Annotated in this window: 13 protein-coding genes and 6 pseudogenes; 14 read left to right on the plus strand and 5 right to left on the minus strand. The window is 58.7% G+C overall.

What is annotated here, in order from left to right:
- Window positions 1-218 precede the first annotated feature (218 nt).
- A pseudogene (locus AB2U09_RS02180) lies at window positions 219-422 on the minus strand (DUF302 domain-containing protein); the annotation flags it as partial.
- Between AB2U09_RS02180 and AB2U09_RS02185 the strand changes: the two are divergent.
- The 8 genes and pseudogenes from AB2U09_RS02185 to AB2U09_RS02220 form a co-directional block, all read left to right on the plus strand.
- A pseudogene (locus AB2U09_RS02185) lies at window positions 420-893 on the plus strand (bifunctional DNA primase/polymerase); the annotation flags it as partial. The pseudogenes AB2U09_RS02180 and AB2U09_RS02185 overlap by 3 nt on opposite strands.
- Window positions 890-2,411: pseudogene (locus tag AB2U09_RS02190) on the plus strand (primase-associated protein). The pseudogenes AB2U09_RS02185 and AB2U09_RS02190, both read left to right, overlap by 4 nt.
- A gap of 971 nt (window positions 2,412-3,382) precedes the next feature.
- A complete protein-coding gene (locus AB2U09_RS02195; protein ID WP_459191049.1) occupies window positions 3,383-3,823 on the plus strand; it encodes a DUF8030 family protein in 441 nt (146 codons plus the stop codon).
- Between the two features lie 182 nt (window positions 3,824-4,005).
- Window positions 4,006-4,550, plus strand: a pseudogene (locus AB2U09_RS02200) (hypothetical protein).
- A 71-nt stretch (window positions 4,551-4,621) separates the two neighbouring features.
- Window positions 4,622-4,906 (plus strand): annotated as a pseudogene (locus AB2U09_RS02205) (DUF8069 family protein).
- 82 nt (window positions 4,907-4,988) lie between these two features.
- Window positions 4,989-5,387, plus strand: a complete 399-nt coding sequence (locus AB2U09_RS02210) for a type II toxin-antitoxin system death-on-curing family toxin (RefSeq protein ID WP_459191050.1) — start codon at window positions 4,989-4,991, stop codon at window positions 5,385-5,387.
- 18 nt (window positions 5,388-5,405) lie between these two features.
- Window positions 5,406-5,591, plus strand: a complete 186-nt coding sequence (locus AB2U09_RS02215; RefSeq protein ID WP_510172073.1) for a hypothetical protein — start codon at window positions 5,406-5,408, stop codon at window positions 5,589-5,591.
- 504 nt (window positions 5,592-6,095) lie between these two features.
- Complete coding sequence (locus AB2U09_RS02220) at window positions 6,096-6,272, plus strand: hypothetical protein (RefSeq protein WP_459191052.1); 177 nt, start codon at window positions 6,096-6,098, stop codon at window positions 6,270-6,272.
- Window positions 6,273-6,454: 182 nt separating this feature from the next.
- Here the strand turns inward: AB2U09_RS02220 and AB2U09_RS02225 are convergent, their stop codons facing one another.
- Window positions 6,455-6,592 carry a hypothetical protein gene (locus tag AB2U09_RS02225; protein WP_459191053.1) on the minus strand — a complete coding sequence of 46 codons (138 nt, stop codon included), beginning with the start codon at window positions 6,590-6,592 and terminating at the stop codon, window positions 6,455-6,457.
- Window positions 6,593-6,864: 272 nt separating this feature from the next.
- Between AB2U09_RS02225 and AB2U09_RS02230 the strand changes: the two genes are divergently transcribed.
- The 4 genes and pseudogenes from AB2U09_RS02230 (at window position 6,865) to AB2U09_RS02245 (ending at window position 10,246) form a co-directional block, all read left to right on the plus strand.
- Window positions 6,865-7,155, plus strand: a complete 291-nt coding sequence (locus AB2U09_RS02230; protein WP_459191054.1) for a PadR family transcriptional regulator — start codon at window positions 6,865-6,867, stop codon at window positions 7,153-7,155.
- Between the two features lie 185 nt (window positions 7,156-7,340).
- Complete coding sequence (locus AB2U09_RS02235; RefSeq protein ID WP_459191055.1) at window positions 7,341-8,501, plus strand: PAS domain-containing protein; 1,161 nt, start codon at window positions 7,341-7,343, stop codon at window positions 8,499-8,501.
- Window positions 8,434-9,336, plus strand: coding sequence for an ArdC-like ssDNA-binding domain-containing protein (locus tag AB2U09_RS02240; RefSeq protein ID WP_459191056.1), 903 nt, complete (start codon window positions 8,434-8,436; stop codon window positions 9,334-9,336). The genes AB2U09_RS02235 and AB2U09_RS02240 overlap by 68 nt, the downstream gene beginning before the upstream one ends.
- A 90-nt stretch (window positions 9,337-9,426) precedes the next feature.
- Window positions 9,427-10,246, plus strand: a pseudogene (locus AB2U09_RS02245) (hypothetical protein).
- A 72-nt stretch (window positions 10,247-10,318) separates the two neighbouring features.
- Here the strand turns inward: AB2U09_RS02245 and AB2U09_RS02250 are convergent.
- A complete protein-coding gene (locus AB2U09_RS02250) occupies window positions 10,319-10,867 on the minus strand; it encodes a DUF8170 family protein (protein ID WP_459191057.1) in 549 nt (182 codons plus the stop codon).
- Window positions 10,868-10,995: 128 nt separating this feature from the next.
- Between AB2U09_RS02250 and AB2U09_RS02255 the strand changes: the two genes are divergently transcribed.
- Together AB2U09_RS02255 and AB2U09_RS02260 are read left to right on the plus strand one after the other, a co-directional pair.
- Window positions 10,996-11,409 carry a PadR family transcriptional regulator gene (locus tag AB2U09_RS02255; protein WP_459191058.1) on the plus strand — a complete coding sequence of 138 codons (414 nt, stop codon included), beginning with the start codon at window positions 10,996-10,998 and terminating at the stop codon, window positions 11,407-11,409.
- Between the two features lie 100 nt (window positions 11,410-11,509).
- Entirely contained in the window at window positions 11,510-11,833 is a 324-nt protein-coding gene (locus AB2U09_RS02260) for a DUF6788 family protein (protein WP_459191059.1), read from the plus strand.
- 409 nt (window positions 11,834-12,242) lie between these two features.
- On the opposite strand, the gene AB2U09_RS02265 is transcribed toward AB2U09_RS02260, so the two are convergent.
- Entirely contained in the window at window positions 12,243-13,727 is a 1,485-nt protein-coding gene (locus AB2U09_RS02265; RefSeq protein ID WP_459191060.1) for an orc1/cdc6 family replication initiation protein, read from the minus strand.
- A gap of 1,022 nt (window positions 13,728-14,749) precedes the next feature.
- Window positions 14,750-15,568 (minus strand): NAD(+) synthase, encoded by an 819-nt coding sequence (nadE, locus tag AB2U09_RS02270; RefSeq protein ID WP_459191061.1) that lies wholly within the window; start codon window positions 15,566-15,568, stop codon window positions 14,750-14,752.
- Window positions 15,569-15,763 lie beyond the last annotated feature (195 nt).

Genomic DNA, 15,763 nt, shown 5'->3' on the forward strand with positions numbered 1-15,763 from the left:
GCTATTTGGGTTCCGTCAAATCGGCAATAATATCGAAATTGTCCAATTTGACCGCTCAATGCCCTGTTCAGTTCATTCACGGTGGCGTCTTAGATCGGAGCAACATTTGCAGGTGAAAACGAGTTCTGGACGTTTTCGTGACTGGTCCAACCCGGATAGCACCGCTGCTATTACGTGCTGGAGCGCAGAGCAAATATCGGTAAGAGATGGGTCAGTACTTACAGTTCATTGAGAATCCGTTCGAACCGGGCAGAAGCATCTTCAGAGATTTCAGCTAGGTCAGAATTTCCAGTTATACCGACGAGCTCCGAGGGATCTACCGCGCTTACCGTGACCGAGCCATCGTCGGTCTCGTAGACGATGACGTTACAGGGGAGGACAGCCCCCAGCTCTATTTCATCTTCGAGTCCCTGATAAGCAAGCAAGAGATCGCCCGGGACCGAGCAGCGAACATAGTCTCGAAGGATATCGACGACCGATACGACGATGCACTTCTCGACGCCGCGGGTATCCTCGAGTCCGCTCCCGAGGGGTACTCATATACGTTTCAGGATATTGACCGCGCTATCGAGTACGGGTTCGAGGTGAGGGACATCTTCGAAGAGGACTTTTACGCCGAGGAGACGATGGTCGTGTACAGCGGGCAAGGTGTCCATGTCTATCTCCTCGATACGGACCAAGCACACCGATACGACGAACAGAGCCGTGAGGTGTTGAACGACCTCCTCCTCGAGACGTGCGACATCCCGATCGACCCCGTCGTGACGGCTGACCGCCGACGTGTCGCCCGCCTGCCCTACTCGCTCCACGCCGACGTCTGCAGCATCGTACAGCCCATTGAGAGCCCTGATTTCGATGTCCGTTCAGCGACGCCCGAGGTGATCGACGGGTGAGTCCAAGTACCCCCACCGACGATCAGGATATGGCGTATCGGGTTGCGGCACTGCCGTTGGAGTACGGTGAGACCCGTATCAACCAGCTGTTTACACGTGGATACAATCGATACGTCGTCGATGGCGAGGACCAGCCCGACGAGCTCGTGAACGATGTCGAACGGTTCGGCACCGCGGCGTTCAAAGAGGAGATTCGTGCTGACGCTGCGGAGGAGCCGTTCGTCGACAAGCCGGGGACACTCGCCGTGCTCGCGACGTTGAGCGCGATCTGTGTCAAAGCGCACCCTAAGTTCGAGCACGCGTCGCCACGGAACATCCAGGTGCTCTACGACATCCGAGAGCTGTACGTCAACAATCTTGCCTCCCTCATCCGCGCCCACGGCGACGGCTCGCTCCAGCAGGACATCGCCGACGTGCTGTACAGCAAGGAACCCGGGGAGGATGGCCCATACCCGGGTCGGATCTGTACTGGTATCATAGAGATGCCGGAGTTCGGGGATGGCCTCTACCTCGAGATCCCGATGGCGGCGGCGTCACGCAAATGTCTCGTTCGAGAGGATGACGCGTCGACGGGGAGTGACGATAGCGGGGAGCTACTGACGCGAGTGAAGGATAACAAGCTGTGCCTCCCGGTCAGTGATTTTGACAGCAAGTATCGGGACTATGCTGAACGGGCATTCAAGAAGCTCCTGCGGGCGCAAGAAGACGGGCTCTCCGACGACCAGCTGACGTGGCTGACTACGAACGAATCGGCGATTACGGAGCGGATCGACCGCTTCCTCGAGACTGGTCATCACGAGCGTATCTGGCGGAATTGGGACCGTGGAGACCGGACGATCCGCGTCCTCCGACGGGCCCTGAGTGATGCTCCCGACAGCGTCGCCCAGAAGGGAGAGTTCCACACGGCGAAAGAGCTCTATCGTGCGGTCGAGGCGTACGACGCCGAGGACGACTGGGAATCCCCTATGACGGACTGGATCTCGAGTCCGAGCAGTCTGGCGAAGACGTTGGCCGACCACGAGTCCCACTCGGCAGTCACGATTGACCGCGACGGGCGCGTCAATACGTACCGAATCGGGCAAGCCGGGACCGGCGCCGAACAAATCGAGGTGCAGGAGATTGAGGACCTCTTCGAGCTCCCCTGTATGGCGAATCTGGAGGAGCGACTGCACGAGAAGAAGCCCGTCCGGAAGGACCTCTACAACTTCGCACGGATGGTGATGTGGCTCCCGCAGTACCAGGACAGTAGCCTCGACGAGATCGTCGCGGACCTCAAGGATGTCTTCTCTCGGTGGCCGTGGTACGACGAGCAGGAGACCGAGTATCAGGTTCGCTACGAGTTCTCGAACACCATCGACGGCGACACGCCGTTGCCGATGAACTGCGATAACGATGATCTACAGCGCTACTGCATCGGCCAAGACCAGTGTCCCTACTCGATGGGGTAGTCTCCCGTTTCCAGACGAGATGTACGAGCAGGTTGAGGAGGAATCCGCGGGTCCCGCTGAGCAATTCTGAATCACAGACTCCTCTGAATCTGTGGGGCCCTTAGAGAGTGATTGGTTTGGCGACTTTGCTGATAAGAGAGAGGATCGACCGTTGCGTTGGATCGCAAAGTACAGGGTAGCGACCTACCGCCTTCGACGGAGTTCGTTCGTGTATACGAGGAACGTGAATAGTGCTCCTACGACAACTATCGGGAATAACTCAAAGACAGCGGCAACTATGGACACCTGAACACCTAACATCATGAGCATAACGTCATTTTGTCGGTCTGCAGTTTCCTCCATAATCTACGACAACTTCCCTCGCCGAGGTAACGCTTTGGTAAGTTCGCACACCTAATTAACGGTCAATTCTTCATCGAAGGTGCGAAACAAACATCGGCAGCTTTCTGCATTTACCCCTATATTCAGCAAACCGGTTGTGTGAGTTGGGAGGGTTTCAGCAGAGCCACTCTCCTCAGAATGTCGAAAATTATACTGCAGACTAGAATCCGGCTCTTCTGAACTCCCGTCGAGCAATTTCCAGCGTCTAACACGGCCGGAATCGAGGGAATAGGGAGTATTTCACGATTCGAGGTGCCGAGCCAAAGAACCTCGAGAGAGACATACCAGGTGAAGCAGCGGTTCCCGGGTATCAATGTACATCCGAAATCACCTTCGTTACCCCGCCGTCAAGCAATTTTTGAGGTTAAATTATCATCCCGGAACTCGTCGAGATACTTTCTACCCACTCAAATTGGCCCGACGCGGCTCTTCTGCAATTTGAGTCCGTTATTCCGCCTTGCATATCGCGGATTTCGTCCAAAGAAAGAGGCAATATGCAGTGTGCGAAGGCCGCCGCCTCTCTCAGGCCGAGGAGCCGTCATCGGGATCTTGGATTCAGAAACCCATCAGATTTAGATCATAGTTGATCGGGTGTGTTCGGGTGTAGTCTGTTGCCCCCGCGAGGGGGTGGCGGGGCGCATCACGTGCCCCCGATAAACAATGGGTTCGGAACGACGCAGCGAGATACGATCAGCGCATCAGGCAGGAACTACCCCCGACAGTGAGGCGCCGTGGGCAGACCTCGAAGTGACGGTTCCGACCGACCAGGATCACGCGTCGGTCTTCGCCCTCGTAGAGTGTGCCCTCGTTGAGCTTACGCACGAGGCCGTGGGCGCCGTCTTCGTCGCCCGGCAGGTCTGGCGGTCGACGCGGACGCAGTACGTCGCCGGCGACGACGTCGGCGAGCAGTTCAAGAAACGGCGCTTCGACGACCGGCTGGGCTGGCATGAGACTACCGTCTCCCGACGGATCGTTCGCGACGAGCTCATCGCCCAACTCGCACGGTCGCCCTCGACGACGGCGGAACGATCAGGTGAGGGAGCAGCCAGCGAGCCAGACACCTTCGTCGTGAAGCCAGTTCGAGAGCTCCGAACGCCGTAGCGGCTAGACTTAACCAACATTCTCGGCCGAAACCGGCACCGTGTTGGTTAACGTTGAGGCTGGGTTCACTCCCTCGTCCCCGATCGCCGCCCTGATACTCGAGTGAGTGAATCCTGGCGACCCGTCGACTCGAATGGCCGTCACGACGGGTTTTATCAGGTCGCTGTTCGTCGAGAGCGAGTATGGTCCTCGTTGAGGAGGTTACCAAACTGAGCGAGCGCCGTACTCAAACTTCGTCCGAGGCGTTTCCGGGCGAGTCGCTGGCGTCGATTCGGGCGGCCGTCGAAGCCGTCCCGATTAGCGTCTTCGACGGCTCGACGAAGCACACGGAGATCGGGGGTTCGATGCCGCAATCGCTGACGGGCTCTCGCAGTACGAGTACGAAGGGGATGCCGCCGGCGGCTACAATCCGAACTGCAAGCTCTGGTCGCACCAGGGGTTTAATTACAGCGTCGACCTTTACGACGCCGACAACCGCATCGCTATCGAGGTCGAGAAGAGCGAGCGAAAGAACGTTAGCGATGACCTCCTCAAGTTCCAGAAGGGGCACCGTACCCAGAAGGACGGCTGGCCGAAGATCGAGTTCGGCTGTCTGGTGGTGCCAGTTAACTACCTCGGCCGGCATAACCTGTACCAGCACAGTCTGACAAAACTCGATTTCATGAAGGGCGTCCTGTTCATCGACGACGTCGCCGTCATCGGCTATCGCGACCCCCGACCGGACTGATCTACGCCACGGCTTGTTTGTCGGCGCTAGGAGCCGTGCAGCGCCCGACAGCGTGCGCGGTGTGACTCACTATGCCCGGTCCCGATCCGCATGATGACACGAGTAGCGACTACGAACAGTTCGAGATAGCACAACTCGCCTAGGACCGCGACGTCGCCGGGGTTGAGACGGCGGACGTCGACGATGCGACGGCCCAACGGCTGGTCAGCGACCTCGTCGACGACGAACCGTTCCGAACCGCCACCCATGACCTTGCGTTGCGCAACGTCGACGACGGACGAATCGGGGCGACCGCTGGCCATTTCCTCGACGAACTGAACGCGCAGCACGACACTATGGCCACCGACGATCGGTGACTGGTTACCTACGCTGTCGGCGACGAGACTTGATTTCGACGGTTGAGAAACGATTAACGGGCGGCATGAGAAAGTCGGGTACGTGACTGACGATCTCGCGTATCCCTCTGTCGAACTTATTCTAGATCTCCACGAACAGGTCGTGGTAGAAGGCGACACCACGGAGCCAGGCGTTCGGTCAGAGGATGCGATTTCCTCCGCATTGGAGTATATCTCGGAAGGATTCTTCGGCGAGGTGCCTGAGACAATCCACGAAAAAGCGGCCCATCTAATGCGCTTACTCGTGGCAGAGCATCCGTTCGTCGACGGGAACAAGCGAACTGCACTTCGAACGGTGGTCGTTTTCTATATGATGAACGGGTTCACGTTCGACTACGGTGATGAAATTCGGGCCCTCTTGCACCGCTTTGCAACCGACGAAGCTGCAGTCGACGCAGATACTGTAGTCATCTACTTCCGGGCATGTGCTCGTCGCAACTGATAAAGGGGTACACAGAGTATGCTCAACGGAACAATGGCCTCCAGTACCGATTCCTCGACGGCGGTCGACGACGAGGTCCGCCAGCTCTACGAGCGGTATCAAGCGGCCGAGAGCGACGCCGAACGTCGCGAGATCGCCCTCGAGATGGGGAAGCTCGACGGACATCGCCACGCGGAGATCTACGAAGCACTTGAAGACGAGTAAGCGAGCTTCTTTGATCCCAACGACGGAGTCCGCTATGTCTGATCGGATCATCGATATCTGAGAGCTATCGATAGTTAACTCTCTTTGCTCAAGGTACTTGCAGGGTCGAGGGACGACCGAAGCGACCTCGCCCTTTCTGAGTCCGCCAAGATTGTTGATTGGACATCGAGCGACATGGCCGGCTGGACAGGTGTGTACGTACCGCCCCGCTCGCCGCTGCCGCTATCTGCGTTACTCGCGACCGACCATTCCGGGTGGGCTTCCGCTCCGGTGGGTGCGGGTCCCGCCGGGCTAAAGTGCATGTGCCCTCGACGCCAGCGCTTCACCCGTTCGGGTCCTGCGGACCTCGGCGAAGCCGACCGCGACGGACGTGGTTGCGTCGCGGCGAATGGGGAATGCACTGACCGCTCGCTCCGGGCGGGTCGGCGCGCGGTGCTGGTTGGGGTCGCCGCACTCGGGCGCGCTCTCCATCGCGTTCCGGAATCAGGTGGTCTCACAGCTGGAGTGCAACGGTACAGCGGCGTGCTAGCACCTCATCAGCGAGAGATCGACGCCGCGGTGGCGACTCTCACCGACGACGTCGTTGACATCTTCGGCCCCGACCGCGTGAACGACCACGAACTTACGCGGTTCGCCGTCCTCGAAGATAGTCGGGGGCGTTACCCGCCGGGGGACGAATAGTTCACTGACCTACCGAGCCACCCGAGCTTGCAACTACGTTCCGCTCCGGTCAAGAAGGTCTACGTCGCGATAGACGTGCCCACAGTCGTTGCAATACACCATCGGGCCGCCCGGTCGACGAGGTCGGCGTGGTCTTCCGGACACAGTCGCCGATCTAACGCGGTTTCGTTATCGCCGTGCGGTCACTTCTCGGCATTCTCGATCCTCCGGCAGTAGTCGGCGGCCGCTTCGGCGGCAGTCGGTCCCGTGCCTTCGACATCGACGCCACCCTGTGTGACGACCCACTCGTCGTCGCGCTCTTCGAGCAGCAGCGTCGTCATATGCCGTCGCGTGTGGCTCGCAGATCCGGTTTCAGCCAGTGTCGAACTCATACCCGACTGGAGGCGGGCTCGTGTATTAGACGCCAGCCACAGCCGGACTGGAAGTAGATTCACTTTCACTCTCCACGGTTGTCCATCTAGAGAGTACCCCCTGAATCCAGACATCTCTTCTTCTGAAGAGAATCTAGGGGCGTCTAGACGTCTGCTCACCCCCACAAATCTCGATATCCGACGGATTTTCCTGTCTGGCGCCCGTATCAGAATCTAGTCCAATGTACGATCTGACCGGGTTCCAGCGCGATCTGCTGTACGCCATTGCGGGGAACGAAGAGCCCCATGGCCTCGCCATCAAAGAAGAGCTCGAAAACTACTACGAGAAGGAGATCCATCACGGACGGCTGTATCCGAACCTCGATACGCTCGTCGACAAGGGCCTCGTCGAGAAAGGCGAACGCGACCGACGGACCAACTTCTACAGTCTGACCCGACGTGGTCGGCGGGAGATCGAAGCCCGTCGCGACTGGGAAGCACAGTACGTCGACGTAGACGGGCAGCCCGCATAGCGGCGTCAAACCAGTGTCGAACGCATAGTCCCCGGTGGGTATCAGGTATTCGACGATACCCACACTCGAATCGGAAGGAGCGTCACTTCTCTGCCCACAGTTTCATCGGCTCCTCGATAGAAACTGGATCTCCGTGTGCTGATCCCCCACAAAGCCCTTATTCGTCTCAAGAGACTTTTCCCTCCATGGAATCCTCCGGCTCGAATCCGGACCCTACACGTGACGAGATACGGAGTCTTTTCTCGCGGTTCGATGATCCATGCATGCCGGTTTCCGTTGCGGACGTTGCCGCACAGATTGACCGTCCGAAAGGAGAAACTCAGCAGGCCCTGGACGCACTTGCTGACCGGGGCGAGGTACAGACAACTCAGCTCGCCGATGGGACGCAGGTCTGGTGGCGGCCTGCGGATCGGGTCGATGCTACGGCAGGGCGGTCGGAGCTTCAGGAGTTTGGTGCCTTCGTGAGCGCTGTCGAGGACTATGCGATCTTCATGCTCGATCCGGACGGGACGGTCGCGAGCTGGAACGAGGGGGCAGCACGGATCAAAGGCTACGCAGAAGACGAGATCGCCGGCGAGCATTTCTCCACGTTCTATACCGAATCAGCCAGAGACGATGGAGTCCCCGAGGAGAATCTCGACGCTGCGAGAGAACAGGGCCACGTCGAGGACGAAGGCTGGCGGATCCGCGAGGACGGGTCGCGATTCTGGGCGGACGTCGTCATCACGGCGATCCATGACGCGGACGGTACGTTGCAGGGATTCACGAAGGTCACTCGCGAGAAGACTGAACAACGTGAGTACGAACAGCAATTGCGTCGGGAACGTGACCTCGTCGAACAGATTCTCGAGACGGTCCCAGTCAGTATTTACACGGTCGACGCCGACGGACGGTTCGTCCGGGCAAACCAGCGTGCTCTAGAGCGAATTAACTGTACGGAGGCCGAACTCTCTGAACACGATATCGAGTCGTGGGACATCTACGACGAAGCCGGCAATCCGATCCCGATGGATGAATGGCCGTGGAAGACGGCTGCCGAGACCGGCGATCCCATCCGTGATTTCCAGTGCCAATCCGACCTGCCGGCGATCGGTCGCCGATGGCTTTCGATCAACGTCGCACCGCTCGGAGACGGCCCACACGACGACGACCGGTTCGTCGTGTCGGTTGAGGATATCACCGACGAGAAGGAACGCGAGCAGCAGCTTCGCCGCGAGTCCGAGCAGACCAAGAAGCTCCTGCAGACGGCGCCAGTGGGGATCGCGGTGCAGAACGCGGATGCGATCCGACGAGATGAACAGCACTATCGAACAGTGGATCGACGACCTCGTCGCCGGCGTCGATGACGCGCAGGCCAGCAAAGAGTTCCAGGAGTGGCTCGACGTCCAGAGTCGCTTCCACGACTACTCCTACCGGAACACGCTCCTCATCAAACGGCAGTGTCCCGAGGCGAGCCGGGTGGCGGGCTACCGGACGTGGCAGGAGGAGTTCGACCGGCACGTCGAAGAGGGGGAGTCCGCCATCTGGATCTGGGCGCCAATCATCACCACGCAGTGCCCAGAGTGCGAGAATTCGCCGCGCTACCACGAGGACAGCGACTGTGAGTACGACGAGACGCCACTCGAGGAGTGGTCGGAGGGACTGGTCGGGTTCAAGCCCGCGCCGGTGTTCGACATCTCCCAGACCGAAGGCGAGCCGCTTCCCGACCTGGACACGGAAGCGACCGGCGACGCCGGCGACCTCGTCGAACAGTTGACTGCCGCCGCTGACGACCTCGGCGTGACGGTGCGAATCGTTCCAGCCGAGGAGTGGACGCACGGTGAGGCGAAGGGCATCTGCGAGCAGCTGAGTCTCGTCGACGTTCAGCCGCTCGTCGAGGTACGTGATCGGGAGAACGAGGCCGACCTCGCGCGGACGTTGGTCCACGAGTACGCCCACGCCCTCCTCCACTTCGACGTTGACGACGACACCGAGCGGTCGAAACGCGAAGTCGAGGCTGAAGCCGTCGCATACGTCGTCGGGCGCTACTGTGGGTTGGACACCAGCAGGTCGGCGTTCTACCTCGCTGCGTGGGAGTCGGACGATCCCGAGGTCGTTCGCGAGCGCCTCGGCCGGATTAGTCTGACGGCAGAAGAACTCATCGACGTTCTCGAGAGCGAATCCTCATTCCACCCCAATTAACCAACAAGGTGATGGGTACCTTCCGCTCTGTTGGTTAAGTCTTTCTGCGCCCGCCGAGGGGCGGAGGCGCGTTCTGACCTCCGTCGAATAATGACTGATCCCGATCTCACGACGGTCCTCGAGGAAGCAGAGCACGTTGCCGAGCAGCACGACCAGGTCGCTCGTACGACAGACAACCAAGCCCACGAGTACCTCCGATACGCCGTTCTTCGGGTGCTCGAAGGCGAGGCGGACCACCTCCCGCCAGACAGGATGCCGGTCGACGGCGTGACGGTCGGCTACGGGAGCGATAAGGCGATGTGCGACAGTTGGGGCTCCAGCGAAGACTGGTGGGAGAGCGTCCCGCCGCAGGAGGCGTGTACCCGCTTCCGAATGTTCTTCCCGGACGACCACCAGACGGTTCCCCCGCGACATCGTCGACGTGATGGCCGCACTCGGAGCCTGGCGCATCTGGAGTGGTGCGCAGCCGCGTGCGGCTCCTACGACCATCGCGAGCGCCGTGCGGTCCACTACCTGTGGCCGGTAGGCCATCCGGTAGAGGAAGTGCTCCACGAGCGGCTCAGTGGCCTGCGGAAGCCGTCGCTCCGGACGGGGGCCGAACGAGCGACGTTCGGGACCGGTTGGTCGCCGACGAGAACGCAGAGTCACAGGACGATTTCGAGCCGCACACGAAGCGTGCCGTCGACGAAGCGATAGATGCCTCGCTCCTCTCGAAAGGTGGCCGCTACGAGGTACAGTCCGCGTCCGGCAACAGGTACGAAGTCGACGTCGTCGACGAATCGTGTACCTGTCCCGACTACCAGCAGCGCTCACCCGAAGGAGGCTGCAAACACCTGCGTCGCGTCGATCACGAAATCAAACGGGGCGCGTTCCCCGACCAGATGACCGACTCCCGACAGGTGCAAACTGATCCCGATTAATTAACGACCATCTCGTTACTTTCCGGCGTTGGTTAACGCAGATAGCCAGAGTCCCACTGCCGTCACGGGAGTTCTTCTATCATGTCGGCGAGATCATCCTCGGTCTGCCAGCGATACAGTCGCCCCTCCCGCTTGAATAGCTCGAAGACGCCGTCCTGCATCCAGCCAAAGGGGTGCTCCTCGCCCTCGTACACCCGCTTGAGGACGTGGCTTTTCGCGAAGAACTCCGTCGTGCCGACGAGGAGGCCCTGCTCGACGAGGAAGTCACTCGGTTCTTTCTCGGCGACGCCAACGAGGTAGGTCACGATATCGGCGATCAGGCAGAACTTCTGGATGCTGTTGTCCCACTCCCCGCGGATGTCGACCATTCGGAAGGCGTAGGCGTCTTGCCGGCGGTTGAGGCGATCGACCACGAGGTTCAGCCGGCGAATCGGCTCCCGGTCGTAGTTCCCGAGCACGAAGTACGAGCGCTCGTTTTCGTACACCGGGGTCAGTTCGCTCAGGGCGTGAAGGATCTCCTCGTTGTCGGCCAGCGAGATTTCTTCGTCGTCGAGTTGGTCCTTCGCACTGGTGAGGACTTCTTCAGGGACGGGCGGCTCCTCGTCGGACATACTCGACTCCTCTCAGTGTTGTGCGATATGATTTATGGAGTAAATCACCAACTCAATCGGCCATGGTTTACTCCAGAGTGGATTACTCAAGGGTAAACTACTTGTCGCCAGGCCGTGTATCGTCTCGTATGAGTACCGACCTGGGGACTGCCGGGGGGATGGAATCCCGCGAACTCGTCCACTTCGTCACTCAGCAGACACGGTTCGCGCTCATCAACAACATCCTCCAGCACCCCGACCAGATGCCCTCGATGTACGAGCTCGAGGAGCTCAACCCCAGCGTGAGCGACGCGACCGTCTACAAGCACGTCCAGAAGCTCATCGACGCCGGCATCGTCAAGGAGGTCGCTCTGGATGACGACCAGCGCCGGCAGGGCTACCCCTGGAAGTTCTACGGCCTCACGGCGGAGGGGCGGGAGTTCCTGAAGGAACACAACCTGATCGCTGCAGAGGAGACCCTCCAGCAGATCTACGACACCATCTCAGACAAGCCCGAAAAGATGGTCAAGTACGAGAACGCAACCCGTCCCGACGACAGCTAACGGCACATCCTATTTGCGAATAGTTTGCTAGACGATATCCGGTTAACCAACAAAGACTATGCCGATACGCACATTGTTGGTTAACACGAGGTGACTGCTGATGTCCTACGAGCCACCGACGCCGCCGGCGGAACTCCCGACAGACCTCGTCAATACGCTCAACGGGTCCTCTTCTGAGCAGCTCCAGCACGTTGCCCGCTATGCCGAGAAGCTGGCAGAGCACAAAGCTCGCGAGGCACGTCTAGAAGAGGACTCAGATGAAAACGAGAGCGAAAAACGCCCCGATGATCTGCCGGACGATGTCCCGGCGAAGGCCACGATCACGATCAAGGAGATCAACGACAACCGCTACTACTACTGGCAGTGGCGAGACGGAGAGCAAGTGAAGTCGAAGTACAAAGGCCCCGCCGGTAGTGACGGGTAGAGACGATAGTATCGGAGCGTACTGACTGGATCGCGATAGTCGATGAGTGAAATCGCTGTCCATGGCGCCAAGGAACGTCAAACTGAAGCGGTTTACTTCTCGATGACGGGGGGTTGTGCGAGGGAGGTGGCAAGATGTCTCTACTCAAAGTGCCGATCTGGACCCCCCTTTATCGAGATGTAAATCTTCAAATTTTGGCCATATATAGGCATACTTTGGCGAATTCGTTTTGGTCGTGACATCACGGTATTCTCGACTCATCGCTCTCATACTTCGAGGCGACCCCCCGTTGTCGTGCTGTAAGCCCTGAACACCCCGTTGTCGAGTTGTAATTGCACCCCCCGTTGTCGTGCTGTAAGCCTCGAACACCCCGTTGTCGAGTTGTAAGCGCCGCGCAGACGGGTAGCAGTCAATCGAAGAAGGAGTTGAGTTTCGTTCGAACGACGCTGCGAAGCATCTCGTGGTCGGATTCGATGTCACCGATGCGCGAGTCGGTCTCGATCGTCTGGACGATGTTCTCGGCGCTCTCTTCGAGCGTGAAGAACATGTGGACACCGCGGCCTCGACCGCGACCGCGTCGCTCCGAAGAGAGAATTCCGTACGTCTCCTGTTCGGTGACGTTGTTCACGTAGGTCTCGCGGCTGTACTGGTCGGCGTCGATCCGATCGGCGACGAACTTGTAGACTTCCCATCCGACGCCGGCCGGGATCCGATTGAGATCCTGCTTGGCGTAGTACTCGACCGCTGCAGTCGCGTAGAGGGAGAGTTTCTTCTGCGTCGCGAGTCCAGAGATGTGCCGCAACGTCCGGTTCTCGTCGTATTTATCCTGCGCCGACCGAACGTCGCGTTCCTCAACCATCTCGGAACCGCGACGTTCGGCGAACTCGCCGGCCCAGCGAAACAGGTCGATCGCCTTCCGGGCGTCACCGTGCGTCTGGGATCCGAACGCCGCGACGAGGGGGATAACGTCGCCCGTAAGTGACCCGTCTTTGAACGCGTCTTTACGATTTTCGAGAATCGCCCGGAGCTGGTTCGCGTCGTAGTCGTCGAAGAAAATGTCGTCCGGGTTGAACGAACTCTCCGCTCGACTGTTCAGGTCCTGCATGAAGTGCGTGTAGTTCGTCAGCGCAGTCACAGACACACTTCCTTCGATGTTCCCGAGCGTCTCCGCGCGGGAGAGTTGGTAGAGCAACGACGAGTATGCAGTATCCTCATACGGCCCTTCGAGGAGGTCGATTTCGTCGAGGATGAAGATGACGGCATCGTAGTGCTCGTTGATGAGCTCGAACAGGCGCTCGAACTTTCGGTCGGTGGAGACGCCGCTTTCCGGAACGCCGACTTCTGCGTTGACGTCTTCGGCGACACACCGGACGAGTCGATAGACCGCTCGATCGAGAGACTTGGGCGCTTCACAATTGAGTGAAACTACACCGAATCTGACACCCTGGGACTGACAGAGATCGACGACCTGCTTGCAGACCGCGTTGATGATGAGCGACTTCCCCGTTCCGGACGGGCCATTGAGCAACATGTTCGGGAGGCCGCCTCCTTCGAGCGCCGGCCGAAGGTTGTCGATGACACGCTCGAGTTGCTGGTCACGACCGACGATTCGGTCCTCGTCGATGATCGTGTCCGGTCGAACGAGATCCTTGTCGACGAAGATTGAGCTCGTAGAAGACTCCTGAAATCGCTCGCGAATCGAGATCGACGTGTTTTCCTGGTCGGTGTCAGCAGTCGAGTCGGAATTAGCTGTAGACTCGCCGGTAACTTCTTCGCTGCTGGATTCAGACGGCACGGTTCCGACCTCCTCGACCGTCTCCTGAGAGCTCCCATCAGTAGTCTCAAACTCCGGCGGATCACCGCCGTTCTCACTGCCCTGGGAGTCGTCGGCCATGCTAGTTATCCTACACGGCCACGTATAAAAAACCACACCCCTAGAGAAATGTAAGACCCCGTTATCACGAGTATCCCGTATTGTCTCCTCGTTTTACGCTTCTATCGAGATCACCGTCATCGATATCTAACAGCAGAACCAGACTGAGTTTCAGCTCAGACTGGCGACCCCCCTTTATCGAGTTGTAACGAAGAAGGCATCTCGAGTGGTCAAATCGTCCGGCTCCCCCCGAGAAGGTTGGTGACTCCGTTTTGAATGGCACCCCCACCCCCCTTTATCGAGTTGTAAGTGTGAAGGCTGCTCCAAAATGGGACGTATTTGAAAAGTAGGGGAGAGCGAAGCACCTCGAAGACCGTTCAAAGGACTACCCGAATGGATCCAGAATCTTCGGAGAGAGGTACCAGCGTTGAGCCATGGAACTAGGCAATTACGATAAAGCCAGATGACCGTTGGGAGAGGTTTTTCGTATCGTACTGGTTCACGGATTCGAACACCCACCCCCCTTTGTCGAGTTGTAAGTTGCTGTGCCGGGATCGGGAAGAAATTGTTAAAATACAATTTTTCGAATGGATCCTACGATAGAAGTGCTGCATCTATTGATTTCAGTGGAATCGTTTCTCCAGAGTGTTGAAATAGTAGAATTAATGACGTCTAGCCATTTAGTCAAAATTGAGTCTAGTGCGGTTACTGTTTCACTCCATTTGTCTTAAAGATTTCCCAATTGTATAAACAGTACTAATATCTAGTGAAACACCATCTAACTCTTGAATACCGCAGGTTCATTGTTTTTGCCCCCCTCAACCGGCTCGATCCCCTCCACCCCTCCTATCCGTTTACAACTCGACAAAGGGGGGAGGGGGTGGAAACTCTCCACAGAGGACTCCTCGATCGGTCCCTCTCGTTCCAGCCATCTCAGTGCTATTCAGTTCCAGTTTCAATTCAAGCGCCGTTAGTATCTATACGAATCCCGCTGAGTTTCGAGAAAAATCCCAGTTCAGTGGGGACTCTCGATGTTGACTAATTCAGATGTGAGTCGACGGTTTCGGCGGTTGATGACGCTTGTGGCGAGTCTCCGAACACCAGTCGGCGATTCGTTCCACCGTCGAAACGTCGACGTCGAGTCTGTCTGCGACGGTCTTCGCGGGACGGCGCTCGTCGACGCGGAACCGGAGTACCCTATCGAGCGTTTCGGTGTCGAGTGAAAACCTGTCGGTTGGTCCGCCGTCTCTGACCTCCCGATAGGATGTCTTGGTACGGATGTTCTCGGGGACGCCGACCCTTCGGGCGAGTGCGCCGACCTCCGTCCGGTAGAGGTCGCCAAGCAGATGACAGTCGACGCCAGTATCGCCGAATTTCGTGGGTGTTCCCACCAGGCGGTCGGTTCGGTTGAGCGTTCCGACGACCAGCCCGTTCGAGAGGTTCGAAACGTAGTAGGCACTCGCCATTCGGATTCGATCGAGGGCGTTCTCGACGGCGTGGAGGTCGTCAGTCGGCTTCCCGTCTGTCCCGATCACTTTCTGGAACGCCGCCAGTACCGGCTGGAGATGGAGTCGCTGGAAATCGATATCGAGCGTCGAGGCGACCGCCTCCGCGTCTCGCGCGCCGGCTTCGTCGCTGAGCTGGGCCGGCATCACGAGCCCGCGGACACGGTCTGGATCGAGCGCGTCGACAGCTAACGCGGCAGATAGCGACGTATCGACGCTCCCGTCGAGCGGGACGACGAGGCAGTCGGCGCCCGCATCCGAGACGAAACTCCTGAGAAACTCCGGGAGCAGTTCTTCCAGTCGCCGCGTCGCGTCAGCCGTCGTGGCTAGTCCCCGATCGTCGCGTGGGAGACTCAAACCCCGTGGATGGACTGCCGCGTCGCTCACGCTCTCGACCCCCCATCGCCTGCTCGGGAAAGCGAACCGTTCCTCGGGGCGATCCGTTTCAACGCTCGAATACCAGCGTGAAACTCCGGTACGACAGACTGCTCGCATCGGCGAATCGATATCACACTGAATATCGCCGGGTTCCGCTGTATAGTAGTTCCCTAT

It is taken from the genome of Halosimplex yunnanense, from assembly GCF_054504345.1.

What these genes read in the sequence shown, in the direction of transcription:
- AB2U09_RS02195 (WP_459191049.1), top strand. Translation starts at nt 3,383, where the DNA reads ATGGGTTCGGAACGACGCAGCGAGATACGATCAGCGCATCAGGCAGGA.
- AB2U09_RS02215 (WP_510172073.1), top strand. Translation starts at nt 5,406, where the DNA reads ATGCTCAACGGAACAATGGCCTCCAGTACCGATTCCTCGACGGCGGTC.
- AB2U09_RS02225 (WP_459191053.1), bottom strand. Translation starts at nt 6,592, where the DNA reads ATGACGACGCTGCTGCTCGAAGAGCGCGACGACGAGTGGGTCGTCACA.
- AB2U09_RS02230 (WP_459191054.1), top strand. Translation starts at nt 6,865, where the DNA reads ATGTACGATCTGACCGGGTTCCAGCGCGATCTGCTGTACGCCATTGCG.
- AB2U09_RS02235 (WP_459191055.1), top strand. Translation starts at nt 7,341, where the DNA reads ATGGAATCCTCCGGCTCGAATCCGGACCCTACACGTGACGAGATACGG.
- AB2U09_RS02240 (WP_459191056.1), top strand. Translation starts at nt 8,434, where the DNA reads ATGCGATCCGACGAGATGAACAGCACTATCGAACAGTGGATCGACGAC.
- AB2U09_RS02250 (WP_459191057.1), bottom strand. Translation starts at nt 10,867, where the DNA reads ATGTCCGACGAGGAGCCGCCCGTCCCTGAAGAAGTCCTCACCAGTGCG.
- AB2U09_RS02255 (WP_459191058.1), top strand. Translation starts at nt 10,996, where the DNA reads ATGAGTACCGACCTGGGGACTGCCGGGGGGATGGAATCCCGCGAACTC.
- AB2U09_RS02260 (WP_459191059.1), top strand. Translation starts at nt 11,510, where the DNA reads ATGTCCTACGAGCCACCGACGCCGCCGGCGGAACTCCCGACAGACCTC.
- AB2U09_RS02265 (WP_459191060.1), bottom strand. Translation starts at nt 13,727, where the DNA reads ATGGCCGACGACTCCCAGGGCAGTGAGAACGGCGGTGATCCGCCGGAG.